We start from the raw sequence: 12776 nt of genomic DNA, 5'->3' as shown, positions 1-12776 counted from the left end.
GCCCCGGCAATGCCGGGGCTCTTGAATTTGTCAGTGATCGTCTTTTTTGCTGGTTGGTCGTTCGTTGCTCAGTAGCGCGCGATGGCCGGCGCGTCGAACTTGTAGCTCGCGCGCACGACGGCCCACTGGATGTCGCGCGGCTTGGCATCGAAGGTGTAGTTGCCCGCGAGGCCGCCGAGCTGATAGGTCTGGCTGCCGAAGGCCGCGTAGTTGTACTCGAGGCCGACGATCCAGTTGCGGGTGACGCCGTATTCCCAGCCGGCGCCGACGGTCCAGCCGTTGGCCCAGTGAGTCTGGCCGCCTGTAGCCGTCACAACCGGGTCGGTGACCGAGAGCCGATTGTTGACGCCCGCGTAGCCGCCCTTGATGTAGAAGAGGTTGTTCTGCACGGCAAAGCCCGCGCGACCGACGACCGTCGTCAGCACATTGGCACGCCAGGAGAACACGTCGTTCGCCGGGGCGAACGCGGTGTTCACGACCGTGCCCTTGTTGTCGAGGCCGGAGATGGTGCCTTCCATGCCGAACACATAGTTGTTGGCCTGCCAGTTGTAGCCGATCTGGGCGCCGCCCATGATGCCGGAGCCGCGCTGACGATACCCCTCTCCCGGGAGCAAATCGCCGAACGCCGCGCCCGTCCCGTTGTTGATGAACTGCTCGTTGGTCCAGGCGCCACCGATGTGGCCGCCGACATAGAAACCGGTCCAGTTGAACAGCGGCTCGACATAGGCGGGCGCCTTCGTGTAGCGCGCACCGAGATCGGCGGCGGACGCAGCGCCGGTCGAAACCAGCGCGGTCGTGCAGGCGAAGGCGGCAATCAATTTGTTACGCATGGTACACCCCGTGTCCTTTGATGGGCGCACGCTCACACGCAGGTCTTACTCAAATTTGAATCAACAAAGTTAAGACGCCGGATTGGCAGGTTGCGGTGCTTGAATCCGTCTGCGCTGTTGCACGCCCGCAACGAGCCGCGCGCGATTTAACGCGAAATTATCCCTACCCGATTGCAGCGCTACGATGCCGGCGCGGCCTTGGACTGAACGTGCTCGGGCCGCACGCCGAGCGCGATCAGGCGCGCCGGGATGCCCTGGAGCCATGGCAGCGCGGTGATGAGGCGCACGATCAGCGGCACCTTCAACGGCCGGTCGCCGCCCTGCAGGGCGCCGCTGATGATGTTGTTCTGCACGATCACCTGCATGGCTTGCGTCATCTTTACCGGGAACTCGCGCCGGCGGCGCACGGCGTCGAGTTCATCCTCGGACGGGCAGCCGTGCTGAAGCTTGTCCGCGAGCAGGTTGGCGGTCGCCACCGCATCCTGCACGGCGAGATTGACGCCGACGCCGCCGACCGGCGACATCGCATGCGCGGCGTCGCCGATGAGAAGCAGGCCCGGCCGCGTCCAGCGCGCCAGGCGGTTGATCGCGACGGTGAGCAGCTTGATGTCGTCGAAGCTCTTCACGTCGGCAATGCCGCTTCGGAGGATCGGCGCCATGCGCACGACGTCGTCGAGCAGCGCCTGCAATCCCCTCGCCTTCACCGCATCGTGCTGCCCCTTGGCGATGACGTAGGCGCATTGCCAATAGTCGCCGCGGTCGAAGGTGATCATCATCTTGCCGGGCTCGACGCGCGCGAACACACTTTCCGTCTCGTCCGCCTTGCGGCCGGCGCGGAACCACAGCACGTCCATCGGTGCGCCGATTTCCTCGACCTCGAGACCGGCGCGCTCGCGCACCGTCGAATGCCGGCCGTCGCAGGCGATGGTGAGATCCGCCTCGATGTCGATCGGTCCCTCCGGCGTCTTTGCCCGCACGCCGGCGATCGTCTCACCGCGGCGGATCAGGTCGACGGCTTCCGTGTTCATCATCACCCTGAGCGAGGCGAAGCGCTTGCCGGCCTCGCGCAGGAAGTTCAGGAAGTCCCATTGCGGCATGAAGGCGATGAACGGGTACTTCGTGTTCAGCCGGCTCAGATCGGCGATGCGCACCGGCGTACCGCCGAACAGGCCGTCCATCTTCTGCAAGCGCTGGTGCGGCAGCTTCAGAAAACCGTCGATCAGGCCGAGCTCATCCATCACCTGGAGCGTCGATGGATGCACGGTGTCGCCGCGAAAGTCGCGAAAGAAATCCGCATGCTTCTCCAGCACCACGACGTCGATGCCCGCGCGCCCCAGGAGATAGCCGAGCATCATGCCGGCGGGTCCGCCGCCGACGATGCAACACCGGACTTTTACGGAGGAACTCGGGTTCAAGGCCGCCCCTCATTTACGACTTAAGTTTTCTGTGCGGTGCAGCAAGCAAGTTTAATTTGCCGCAGCTGTGAATGCCCGTTAGCGTTGCAACGAATTTCGATTTCTTTCAGGAAATTGCGGTGCGGACTATCCTCATACTGCTCGGCGTCTGGATCCTGATCAACGTGCTTTTCGTCGTGATCATGATCCCGCCGCGGAAGTCGCATCGGCGGCAGACCGGCACGCTTGCGCCGGTGCCCATCGACCAGAACGGCTATCCGTTCGAGGAGCCGGAGAAGCTCCTGCTTCGCCACGTCATCATCTCGATCGCGATGGGCGCATTCTTCTCGCTGGCACCGCCCTTGATCGAAGCCGTCGAGTCCATCAAGCGCCGCATCAGGAAGCGCCGCGCGTAGCGGCGGCGGACGCCGCCTGCGCGACGCCTCAGTTGTTGCTGCGGTTCGCCGCGCGAAAACTCTTGATCTCCGACACGCTGCCGTCGCGATAGGTCAGCTCCACCGAGACGAACTGTGTGGCCGGAGCGAGCTTCATGTAGAGCGGCATGCCGGCGGTGATCGCGCTGGGGTCGCGCATGTCACATCCAGGCATCTTCAGCACCTGATTGGGCACCGCGGTGTCGATGCCGATGCGCACCTCGCGGATGGCGCAGCGGTAGGACACGAGGTGCGTGTAGTAGACGAGCAGCCCGTTGAACTCGCGGAATGACAGCCAGCTCGTCGCGGTCATGTCGAGGATCTTGCGCTGGTCGCGGATCAGCGCGGCCTCGGGATCGAACCTGATCGGGAACGGGCCCTGCATGTCGCCCGACTGATCGACATAGCGGACCTCGATGGTGCCGGCCTGTGCATCCGGCGGCAATTCGATCGACGGGTTCGGCATCCGCTTGCGCGTGCGCGGATCGAGCGTGTCGATGAATCCGGTCTCGCGGAAATCGCCATTGCCGGCCATGCGCCAGGAAATGCCGAGCGTCGGATCGGCGAAGGAGAACACCACGCTCCAGCCGCCATTGTGGCGCGAGAAGCTCGCGATCGGCGCGTTGGTGGTTTCCTCCTTCTGCACGCGCGGCACCGACACCGGCGGCAGCGCCGCAAGCTTCTGCGCCGGCGGATCGGCCGGCCGCGCAGCCGCGTCTTTCGCGATACCGCTCAAGAAGACGTCGTCGACCATCTGGTCGAAATAGACCGGCACCTGCCTGTGCTTGACGGTGTCGGCCATCTCGCTGACGAGACGGCGGGTGCGCTGCGCCACCTGCACGAGGTTCTCGCCGGGTTGCAGCAGCTCCTTGGCGAAGGTGCGCGTGAACACCGAATTGGGATCGGCGTCGTCGTTGGAGAGGCGATCGAGCGCGGTCTGGCGGGGACCGGCCGAGAACACGGAGAACACGCCTTCGGGCAGCTGCATCATCGGCGCGAGCCCGCCGCCGCCGGCGACCGCGCGGGTCCCTTTGCGCTCGAACGGATTGTTGCGGCAAGCGTCGAACACCAGGATCGAGGTCCGCGCCTTCTTGTTTTGAAGGCGCTCGACGATGCGGTCCGCCAGGATGGAGGCGTCGCGCACCAGCTCTTCCTGCCCTTCCGTCGCCGCCGGCACGTCGGTCGGCAGCAGGTAGTTCTGGCCCGCGATCTCGAAACCGTGGCCGGCATAGAAAAAGAAGGCGGTGTCGCCGGGCTCGATCGCCCGGTCGAACGCGAGCAGCGTCTCGGAGAATTGCTGCCGGCTCTGGTTCTCCGCGACCATCACCGAGAAGCCGAGCTGCTTCAGCGTGTCGCCCATGGTGCGGGCGTCGTTGACCGCCTTGAGCAGTTTCGGGACGTTCCTGTAGTCGTTGTTGCCGACGACGAGCGCGACGCGCTTCTCGGCGCAGGCGGGAAGCGCGAAGCCGCCAAGGCTCGCCGCGAGGCCAAGGGTCGCCAGAATTCTGAAAAGCCGACGCGTCATCGAAAAATTCCCGTTGCAGGACGGCTTACCGCCGGCGCCCCTCGTACAGTCCATTGGCGACCTTCGGCCGTTGTTGTCATAGTCGGTCCAGCCATAGCGGCGGTTCAACCGGCGCAGCCACCGGTTCCATCGTCTGGGCCTATGGCAAGAACAGCTGGAATCTGCTTTTTCTTAGGCGCAATTCCGTTCGCGGACGAGGGGCTATCGTGTATCGCTGGTGCACTGACGAGGTCGACCCGCAGGAGCGCTTCGACTATTGGCGCGAGGTGCGCGCCAAGGGCCTGTTCGGCGTCACCGCCGAGCTCGAGCGCGAACGGCGCGCGGACTTCTTCGGCGAATTCTCGCTGCGCCAGCTCGGCGGTGGCGGTCTCGTCGAGCTGAAGGCCTCGCACTACACGGTCGAGCGCAGCACCTCCGACATCGCCTACACACCCGGCGACAGCATCTGCGTCTACCAGCAGCTCGGCAGCGGCGGCTGGTTCGGCGGCATGCGCGGACCCGACTTCGCGATCGCCAATGGCAGCTTCGCCACCAGCCATACCGACCTGCCCTATCGCACCGCGCCACTCAGCGCCGGGGGCTTCCACCTGCGCATCCTGAAGATCCCGGTGAGCCACATCCCCGCGCAGGACAGGCGCATCCGCGAACTCACGCCGAAGACCTTCAATGACCATGCGCTGGCGCCCCTGCTCGCGGCCTGCTTTGCCGATCTCGGCGAGGCCGCCGCTGGCGATGACGGTGCTGCCGATGCGACCTCCCTTGTCCAGGCCTCCTTGGTTCAAGCGCTGGCCCATCTGGCGCTGATCGAGCGCGGCATCGTGCGCCCCGGCAGCCGGCTCGGACAGGCTGCGCTGCGGACCGCCCGTCTCTCGCAGGCGCGGCGCCTGATCGCGCGCCACCTGCAAAACCCGGACCTGGCGCCGTCGATGGTGGCCGACCTGCTCGGCGTTTCCGTGCGTCACCTGCACATGCTGTTCGAAGCCGCGGAGAAAAGCTTCTCGCAGACCGTGACCAACGAGCGCCTGAAGAGAAGCCGCCGCCTGCTGCGCGAGGCGCCGGAGCGGTTGATCGCCGACATCGCGACCTCCTGCGGCTTCGAGAGCCTGGCGACCTATTACCGGGTCTTCAACGCCGCCTATGGCATGGCCCCCGGCGACTTCCGGGCCCGGGTCCCAGAGGGGCATTAGGCGCCGCCTCCGCCCGGCCAATGGCCGAGGCGAAAAACCCCAGCCGGGCCCGCTATTTGGGTAAAACCTCAGGGTTTTTAGGGCCTTCCCGCGCCTGCTCCATTGACTTTGGCCAATTCCCGCCTATGTTCCGGGGCGACGCAGCTCGGATCGAAGAGCGATTCCTGAGCCTTGCGCTTTGTTCGCGTGAGTCAGCACCCCCAGCTTCCTAGAGAGCGCGCCGTTTCGGGGTGGAACGCGACCAGCCTTATTACCCTCGATTCCGAACGGCGGTTTCGACCAGAGGCTCAATGTCCTTTTCAAATCTCGGACTATCCGAAAAAGTCCTCGCCGCAGTGGCGGCCACCGGTTACACCACCCCCACCCCCATTCAGGAACAGGCGATCCCTCACGTCCTCGCACGCAAGGACGTCCTCGGCATCGCCCAGACCGGCACCGGCAAGACCGCGGCCTTCGTGCTGCCGATGCTCACCATCCTCGAAAAGGGCAGAGCCCGGGCGCGCATGCCGCGCACCCTGATCCTGGAGCCAACCCGCGAGCTCGCGGCACAGGTCAAAGAGAATTTTGATCGCTACGGTGCCGGCCAGAAGCTCAACGTCGCCCTGCTGATCGGCGGCGTTTCGTTCGGCGACCAGGATGCCAAGCTGACGCGAGGCGTCGACGTGCTGATCGCAACCCCGGGCCGCCTGCTCGACCACACCGAGCGCGGCGGCCTGCTGCTCACCGGCGTGGAACTGCTCGTCATCGACGAAGCCGACCGCATGCTGGACATGGGCTTCATTCCCGACATCGAGCGCATCTGCAAGCTCGTCCCGTTCACGCGGCAGACCCTGTTCTTCACCGCGACCATGCCGCCGGAAATCCGGCGCATCACCGAGACCTTCCTGCACAACCCGCAGAAGGTCGAAGTCTCCAAGCCCGCCACCACCGCCGTCACCGTCACGCAGTCCCAGGTCCCGGCCGGGCGCGAGGCGCATGAAAAGCGCGAACTGCTCCGCCGCCTGCTGCGCGAGGCCAAGGATCTCAAGAACGCGATCATCTTCTGCAATCGCAAGCGCGAAGTCGCGATCGTGCACAAATCGCTCCAGAAGCACGGCTTCAGCGTCGGCGCGCTGCACGGCGACATGGACCAGCCGGCCCGCATGGCCGCACTCGAGCAGTTCCGCAAGGGTGAGCTGCCGTTGCTGGTCGCCTCCGACGTCGCCGCCCGCGGCCTCGACATCCCCGAGGTCAGCCACGTCTTCAATTTCGACGTCCCTCACCATCCCGACGACTACGTCCATCGCGTCGGCCGCACCGGCCGCGCCGGCCGCAGCGGTACGGCGATCTCGATCGTCACGCCGCTCGACCAGAAGTCGATGGTTGCGATCGAAAAGCTGATCGGCCAGAGCATTCCGCGCGCTGAAGGCGACTACGAAGTCCACGCAGAAGCCGGCGATGCGACCGACCGTCCGCGCGAGCAGCGCGGCCGCGAACGTTCACGCGGCGGACGCGGCAAGCCGCAACGCGGCCGCGACCGTGAGCGCAGCCACGAGCCGCGCGAGGCGCGGCCTTCAGCCGAAGCACGCCCCGCCCCCGAGGCGAGGCCCGCACGCGAGCCGAGACCTCCGCGCGAAGCCAAGCCATCACCCGAGCCGCGTCACGGCTCGCGCCCGCAGGCCAATGCGTCGCATGTGCCGTCGATCGGCCGTCCCGAACCGCGCCGCCAGCGCGAGGCCGACACCGAGCCGGGCGATCATTCCCACCTTCCGGCGTTTCTGTTGCGCCCGGTTCGCTCCCCCGCCGGCGCCTGAAGCGCGACGCGTTTCAGGTTGGTTGAGACAGAGCGCCGCACACGTTTTCAGACGCATTCGTGAACGTATTATTTACGGGTCGTTCACGATCGTCCGTTAGCCTACGAACATAATTTAAGCATTGCTGCGGTCGACGATGCATTGGCCGCCGTGGGGTATGTTCCGTGGTCAAGGTGCTTGACGAACACGAACGCACGATGGCGTTCGCCGAGGTGGCGCTCGGTCAGATCCGATCGCTTCGGCAGACGGCAATTCCCCGCAATTACGAGATCTGGTACGTCTACGCGACCGGCTACAACGCACCGTTCAACAAGATCATCAACGAGACGCTGGCCCGCCACGGCAAGCTGACCGAAGCCGATCTCGAGCAGATCTACGAGACCTATCTCTCCCACATCAAGACCACCGACCGCATCGACAAGGTCGGTGCGCGCGTCATCGGCGAGATCGATGACGTGATGAAGGTTCTCGGCGATGCGCTCGGCATGACCGGCTCCTACGACGCCAGCCTGTCGGGCGCGACAGAACGGCTGTCGTCGGCCAAGAGCCGCGAGCAGATCAAGGCGATCGTCGAGACGCTGGTGCGCTCGACCAGCGAGATGCGTGAGACCAACAAGGCGCTGGAAGACCGGCTGACGCTGTCCAGGAACGAGATCAGCAATCTCCAGCAGAGCCTGGAGGCGATCCGTGCCGAGAGCCTGACCGACCCGCTCACGGGTCTCGGCAATCGCAAATATTTCGATCGCATGATCGGCATGGCGGTACAGAGTGCGCTCGCATCAGGCGAGCCGCTGTCGCTGCTGCTGTTCGACATCGACCACTTCAAGTCGTTCAACGATTCCTACGGCCATCTCACCGGCGACCAGGTGCTGCGCCTGGTCGGTCTGTCCATGAAGCAGACCATCAAGGGCCAGGACATCACCGCGCGCTATGGCGGCGAGGAGTTCGCCGTCCTGCTGCCCAACACCGCGCTGCGCCAGGCCCTCACGGTCGCCGACCACATCCGCCGCGCCGTGATGGCGAAGGAGTTGAAGAAGAAGTCCACCGGCGAGATTCTCGGCCGCGTCACCATCTCCGTCGGCGTCTCCATGCTCAAGCCGGGCGACGACACCGACGCGCTGATCGAACGCGCCGATGCCTGCCTCTACGCCGCCAAGCGCAACGGCCGCAACCCCGCGGGTCACTTCAAATTCCTCCGGGTGTGGTCAGTCAAATTCCTCCACCCGCGAGGCAGGACAAGGGACTGTTAGTTTGAGTTTGTTTCCCGGGCAAGAGCTTCAGCGGCTTCTTTGAGCCGATAGCTGCGTCCGTCGAACTCAAGCAGATGGCAATGATGCATAAGGCGATCGAGGATCGTCGTGCTCATAGTGTTGTCCCCAAGGTATGCCCCCCAATCCTGCACGACGCGATTGGAGGTGACGATGACGCTGCGGCGCAGTTTGTAACGCTGATGGATCAGGGTCTGCAGCAAAGTGCCGGCGTCGTCGGGGATGGCGCGTGCGAGGAATAGATCGTCCAGCACGAGGAGATCGCAGTCGATGATGGTTCGCAGCCGGACCTCGCGTTGTGCCGGAGAGTTCAGGGCGTAGCGGTGGAAGAAGTCGTCGGTCTCAAGATACTGGACCTTGTGGCTTTGCAGGATCGCCTGATAGGCAATCGCCTTGGCGATGTGCGACTTCCCGGTGCCAGGTTTGCCAACAAGCAGAGCGTTCTCGCCAGCGGCAATGAACGCCAGGGTGTGGAGCTGGAAGCAGGTCTGACGTGGCAGTTTGGGATTGAAGGACCAGTCGAACTCGGCGAGCGTCAGCTTTTCGTCGAGCCCGGATTGCTGGTATCGCCGCTCGATAAGACGGGACTGACGACGGTCCAGTTCATCCTGCAGGATAAGGGAGAAGGTCTCGAGGAAGGGCTGGTTGGCGCCCTGCGCCTGGAGCACGCGCGTCTGCAGCGTGTCGCGGACACCCGACAGGCGCAGCTGTCGTAGGCAACGCTCAATTTCCGGCATGGTCATCATGTGGCTAGGTCTCCAGTTTAAGGTGAGAAGGTGCAGCGGGAGCGCTCGTGGCGCCGGAGTTGGCCGGGGTTGCGCAGGCGACACGAGCGCGGATTGCCGTGGCGTGATCGTCGTGAGCCTCGGCCTGCCGACCATTGTCGTCGGCGTCGCGCCGCACAGCGCGGCTGAAGAGGTCGCCGTATTCCGCGGGGGTACGGATCAGCGGATGATCCTGGGTGAGCGGCGATGCCGGCTGTGGCGTCACTCCAACCTGCTCGATCGCCTGTTCGAACAACCGCTCGACGGTCGCACGCACGTGCTTGTAGCGGTAGATGCGGTTGTCGATGGCGTGCGCGCAGGCCTGCTCGACCAGCCGCGCCGGGTACTTCCGGCCCAGCCCGACAATGCCCCACATCGCGCGCTGTCCGGGGCGCCCTTCGGTGTCGAACACCTGCTGGCACAAGGCCCTGGTCTGCGGTCCGATGCGCTCGGCGCTCGCCAGCAGCACGGCGGTTTGCCGCGACGGGTTGAACGGCCGTTCGCTGGTCGGCAGGACGACAGAACCGGGGTGCGCCATCCGGGAATGAACACGCAGCAGCGCACGGGTGTGGCGATCACGGATCTCGATCGTGGTGGTGTAGATGCGCACGACGACCTGGCTGCCGATCGGCGCGGGCCGCGCGGCGTAATAGCTGTTGTCGACGCGTACGGTGGTGTCGTCGCAGACAGTCCGGACGACTTCGGTGAAGATGCGGAAGGGAGCGACAGGCAGCGGCCGCAGGTGCGGCTTCTCTTCCTGGAACATCGCCTCGACCTGACGGCGCGTGCTGCCGTGGATGCGTTTGGAAGCCCAGTTCTCCTCCCAGTGCCTCAAGAACTCGTTTTGCGCCTCCAGCGTCTCGAAGCGCCGTCCGGCCAGCGCAGTGCCCTGGGTATGTTGAATCGCATTCTCGACGCATCCTTTCCGATTTGGATCGGCCACGCGCGCGGGATCGGCGACCACGGCGTAATGAGCCAGCATCGCGCTGTAAATCGGGTTGAGCTGGGGCTCGTACAAATCCGGCTTGAGGACGCCTTCCTTCAGGTTGTCGAGCACGACATAGCTGGGGACCCCGCCAAAATACCGGAACGCCTCTTCGTGGAGCTGCGCCCAGACTTGTTGGCTGGACTTCCAGACTACCCGCCGGAAGCTGCGCCGCGAGTAGCGTAGCGTCATCACGAACAGGCGGGGACGACGGTACCGCCCGCTCTTCGGATCAACCGTCGGCGCGCCCTCGCCATAGTCGACCTGAGCTTCCTCGCCGGGGAGGAACTCAAGACGATCAAACTGCTCAGGATCAGCGTGCCGCAACCGGCGCACAAACCGCTTGACACTCTGGTAGCTGGACGGAAAGCCAAATTGATCAACCAGGTCCTGGTAAATCGCCTGCGCGTTCCGCTTCAGCCGGACCTGTTCTTCGATCCACGTCCGATGCGCTTCGCAAGCCGAACGGGCCAGGCTGCTGGTGACCGTCGCTTCCGATGTCCCAAAAGCCGGTGGTCGGGGTGGAGGAATTTGGCCGTCCGCGCTCACCGAGCCGGTGGTCACTTCCCCGGGGGAATTTGCCTCCGCACCGGCCCGCAGCGCCTGATAACGCCGGATCGTCTTGCGATCGACACCCGTCAGCCGGTGAATCTCGCGCTGGCTGGTGTTGCGATCAAGTAATGTAAGTACGGTGCTTTGCAGATGTCGCTTCAAGACGTTCAACTCCCCGGCCCCTTGCTGGCTAAAGGGGTCGAACATAAACGTCCTGCCTGACCGGCTACTGCTGTTCAGCGGCGCTGACGGCGATCATCAGGTGGGGGAGTTTCAAGTGACCATACCCGGGGGATTTTGACCGACCCACGGGGGCAACCGCGTGATCTGCGAAGCGGATCCGGAATTCGCGGTGGAGACGCACAGCCGGGTGGCGTGACGGAAGCACCGCGCCGAACCGCGCGCGCTTGACATTCTTTCCTGACGGGCGACATCTTCCGCGCTGGCTCAACGCGCCTGACGCGAGGACACGTCGTCTTGCCCAACCCTCATGATTTCCACACGCCGCAACCGTCCTACACCAGGGACGAGCTGCTGAGGTCGAGCGAAGGCGGCTATTTCGGTCCCGGCAATGCGCAATTGCCGGCACCGCCGATGCTGATGATGGACCGCATCTCCGAGATCAGCCTGGACGGCGGCGAGTTCGGCAAGGGCCATATCGTCGGCGAGCTCGACATTGTACCGGGCCATTGGTTCTTCGACTGCCACTTTCGCGGCGATCCGCTGATGCCGTCCTCTCTCGGGCTCGACGCCATGTGGCAGATGATCGGCTATTGGCTCGGCTGGTCGGGCTCACCGGGCAAAGGCCGCGCCATCGGCGTCGGCGAGGTGGAATGTACGGGCGAGATCACACCGACCGCGCGACGCGTGCGCTATGAGGTCGCCATGCGCATGGTCCGGCGCGGCAAGCTGGTGCTCGGAATTGCCGACGGCCGGGTGCTTGCCGATGGCGCCTGCGTCTTCACGGCCAAGGACATGCGGGTAGGCCTGACCAAGGCGGTGGAGTGAAGTCCTGTAGGGGTGGGTAAAGGCGCGCAGCGCCGTGCCCACCATGTCTCTCCGCACCAGCACCTCAACGGTGGGCACGCTTCGCTTTGCCTACCCTACGAACCGCTTTCTTGGCTGGCCGCTTCCTCGCAACGGGCTTCTTCGGCGCGACCTTCTTCGACGCCTTCTTGCCCTTGGGCCGCTGCTTCACCTTGGCGCGCTGGGCGGCGGCGAGCGCCGCCCTCGCCCATTGCGCAAGCTCCTGGGAATCGTCGAACAAGCGCGCGGGCAGCTCCCAGTAGGAGTTGACCGTCACGGTCTTGGCGCGGGTCGAGTACTGGAACGGCTTTGAGCCTTCTGTCTCGAAGTCCGGGATGGTCAATTCGTCGGCACGCAAGAACAGGCCCGCGCGCAGGGCGAGCGCGAAGTTGGTACCGTCGGCGGAGATGCCGTAGCCGGAGAACATCTTGCGGATGGTGACGGGGCCGAAATCGGCGAACAGGTCGATCAGGAATTCGCGGTCCATGGCCCCCCTCTCCTCATCGTCGTCCTGGCGAAAGCCAGGACCCATTACCCCAAGGAGGAGTTTAGCGAAGACTCGAAGTCACGCTACGCGGCACCGGCACTTCCCACAATCGAGAGATCACGCGGTATGGGTCCTGGCTTTCGCCAGGACGACGGCGGAGTGAAACGAGAGAGCCGGGCCTACCCGTCGATCTTGGCCGGCCGCAGCTCGACCGATTCGCCGCAGCCGCAGGCGGAGACCTGGTTGGGGTTGTTGAAGACGAACTGGGCCTGCATCTTGTCGGCCTTGTAGTCCATCTCGGTGCCGAGCAGGAACAGCACGGCCTTGGGATCGACCAGGATCTTGACGCCCTTGTCCTCGACGACCTCGTCGGTCGGGCGGACATCATGGGCGTACTCGACGGTGTAGGACTGACCGGCGCAGCCGCCGTTCTTCACACCGACGCGCAGGCCGACGATCTCGGAATCGGCGCGCTGGGTCAGCTCGCTGATGCGCTGGGCGGCGGCATCCGTCAGCCGCATCACCTGCGGG

At 64.8% G+C, this 12776-nt stretch carries 12 protein-coding genes; 5 read left to right on the top strand and 7 right to left on the bottom strand.

The features are described from left to right. Window positions 1-68: 68 nt before the first annotated feature. Window positions 69-830 carry an outer membrane protein gene (locus tag ACFLEY_RS21225; RefSeq protein ID WP_060911854.1) on the bottom strand — a complete coding sequence of 254 codons (762 nt, stop codon included), beginning with the start codon at window positions 828-830 and terminating at the stop codon, window positions 69-71. Between the two features lie 179 nt (window positions 831-1009). Beyond that, window positions 1010-2185 carry an FAD-dependent oxidoreductase gene (locus ACFLEY_RS21220; RefSeq protein WP_060911853.1) on the bottom strand — a complete coding sequence of 392 codons (1176 nt, stop codon included), beginning with the start codon at window positions 2183-2185 and terminating at the stop codon, window positions 1010-1012. Window positions 2186-2364: 179 nt separating this feature from the next. On the opposite strand from ACFLEY_RS21220, the gene ACFLEY_RS21215 reads away from it, so the two are divergent. Beyond that, window positions 2365-2640, top strand: coding sequence for a hypothetical protein (locus ACFLEY_RS21215; RefSeq protein ID WP_060913079.1), 276 nt, complete (start codon window positions 2365-2367; stop codon window positions 2638-2640). Window positions 2641-2668: 28 nt separating this feature from the next. Here the strand turns inward: ACFLEY_RS21215 and ACFLEY_RS21210 are convergent, their stop codons facing one another. Continuing rightward, entirely contained in the window at window positions 2669-4183 is a 1515-nt protein-coding gene (locus tag ACFLEY_RS21210; RefSeq protein ID WP_028171273.1) for a caspase family protein, read from the bottom strand. Window positions 4184-4389: 206 nt separating this feature from the next. Here ACFLEY_RS21210 and ACFLEY_RS21205 point away from each other — a divergent pair, with 206 nt between their 5' ends. The 3 genes from ACFLEY_RS21205 to ACFLEY_RS21195 all read left to right on the top strand — a co-directional run bounded on the left by ACFLEY_RS21205 (window position 4390) and on the right by ACFLEY_RS21195 (window position 8413). Then, on the top strand, window positions 4390-5370 hold the full coding sequence (locus tag ACFLEY_RS21205) for a helix-turn-helix domain-containing protein (protein ID WP_060911852.1): 981 nt from the start codon (window positions 4390-4392) through the stop codon (window positions 5368-5370). Window positions 5371-5660: 290 nt separating this feature from the next. Beyond that, window positions 5661-7163, top strand: a complete 1503-nt coding sequence (locus tag ACFLEY_RS21200) for a DEAD/DEAH box helicase (RefSeq protein WP_211433955.1) — start codon at window positions 5661-5663, stop codon at window positions 7161-7163. Window positions 7164-7327: 164 nt separating this feature from the next. Next, window positions 7328-8413 carry a GGDEF domain-containing protein gene (locus tag ACFLEY_RS21195; RefSeq protein WP_309142103.1) on the top strand — a complete coding sequence of 362 codons (1086 nt, stop codon included), beginning with the start codon at window positions 7328-7330 and terminating at the stop codon, window positions 8411-8413. Here the strand turns inward: ACFLEY_RS21195 and istB are convergent. Both istB and istA read right to left on the bottom strand, forming a co-directional pair. Next, entirely contained in the window at window positions 8410-9177 is a 768-nt protein-coding gene (istB, locus tag ACFLEY_RS21190; protein WP_038952109.1) for an IS21-like element IS1631 family helper ATPase IstB, read from the bottom strand. The two genes, ACFLEY_RS21195 and istB, sit on opposite strands and share 4 nt — an antisense overlap. 4 nt (window positions 9178-9181) lie before the next feature. Further along, window positions 9182-10939: an IS21-like element IS1631 family transposase gene (istA, locus tag ACFLEY_RS21185; protein ID WP_100214066.1), complete on the bottom strand. Its 1758-nt coding sequence runs from the start codon at window positions 10937-10939 to the stop codon at window positions 9182-9184. A gap of 270 nt (window positions 10940-11209) precedes the next feature. Between istA and fabA the strand changes: the two genes are divergently transcribed. Continuing rightward, window positions 11210-11740 (top strand): bifunctional 3-hydroxydecanoyl-ACP dehydratase/trans-2-decenoyl-ACP isomerase, encoded by a 531-nt coding sequence (gene fabA, locus ACFLEY_RS21180; protein ID WP_028171269.1) that lies wholly within the window; start codon window positions 11210-11212, stop codon window positions 11738-11740. 64 nt (window positions 11741-11804) lie between these two features. Here fabA and ACFLEY_RS21175 read toward each other — a convergent pair whose 3' ends face one another. Beyond that, on the bottom strand, window positions 11805-12245 hold the full coding sequence (locus ACFLEY_RS21175; protein ID WP_028171268.1) for a TfoX/Sxy family protein: 441 nt from the start codon (window positions 12243-12245) through the stop codon (window positions 11805-11807). A 179-nt stretch (window positions 12246-12424) separates the two neighbouring features. Continuing rightward, window positions 12425-12766 (bottom strand): iron-sulfur cluster assembly accessory protein, encoded by a 342-nt coding sequence (locus tag ACFLEY_RS21170; RefSeq protein ID WP_014495548.1) that lies wholly within the window; start codon window positions 12764-12766, stop codon window positions 12425-12427. Window positions 12767-12776 lie beyond the last annotated feature (10 nt).

The organism is Bradyrhizobium sp. YCK136, assembly GCF_044570075.1.
GTDB lineage: Bacteria > Pseudomonadota > Alphaproteobacteria > Rhizobiales > Xanthobacteraceae > Bradyrhizobium > Bradyrhizobium diazoefficiens.
This window is presented reverse-complemented; position numbering and strand designations above follow the sequence as displayed.

Bases quoted from the DNA above. Each gene is read 5' to 3' on its own strand.
- ACFLEY_RS21225 (WP_060911854.1), bottom strand. From the start codon at position 830: ATGCGTAACAAATTGATTGCCGCCTTCGCCTGCACGACCGCGCTGGTT.
- ACFLEY_RS21220 (WP_060911853.1), bottom strand. From the start codon at position 2,185: ATGATGCTCGGCTATCTCCTGGGGCGCGCGGGCATCGACGTCGTGGTG.
- ACFLEY_RS21210 (WP_028171273.1), bottom strand. From the start codon at position 4,183: ATGACGCGTCGGCTTTTCAGAATTCTGGCGACCCTTGGCCTCGCGGCG.
- ACFLEY_RS21200 (WP_211433955.1), top strand. From the start codon at position 5,661: ATGTCCTTTTCAAATCTCGGACTATCCGAAAAAGTCCTCGCCGCAGTG.
- istB (WP_038952109.1), bottom strand. From the start codon at position 9,177: ATGATGACCATGCCGGAAATTGAGCGTTGCCTACGACAGCTGCGCCTG.
- istA (WP_100214066.1), bottom strand. From the start codon at position 10,939: ATGTTCGACCCCTTTAGCCAGCAAGGGGCCGGGGAGTTGAACGTCTTG.
- ACFLEY_RS21175 (WP_028171268.1), bottom strand. From the start codon at position 12,245: ATGGACCGCGAATTCCTGATCGACCTGTTCGCCGATTTCGGCCCCGTC.
- ACFLEY_RS21170 (WP_014495548.1), bottom strand. From the start codon at position 12,766: ATGCGGCTGACGGATGCCGCCGCCCAGCGCATCAGCGAGCTGACCCAG.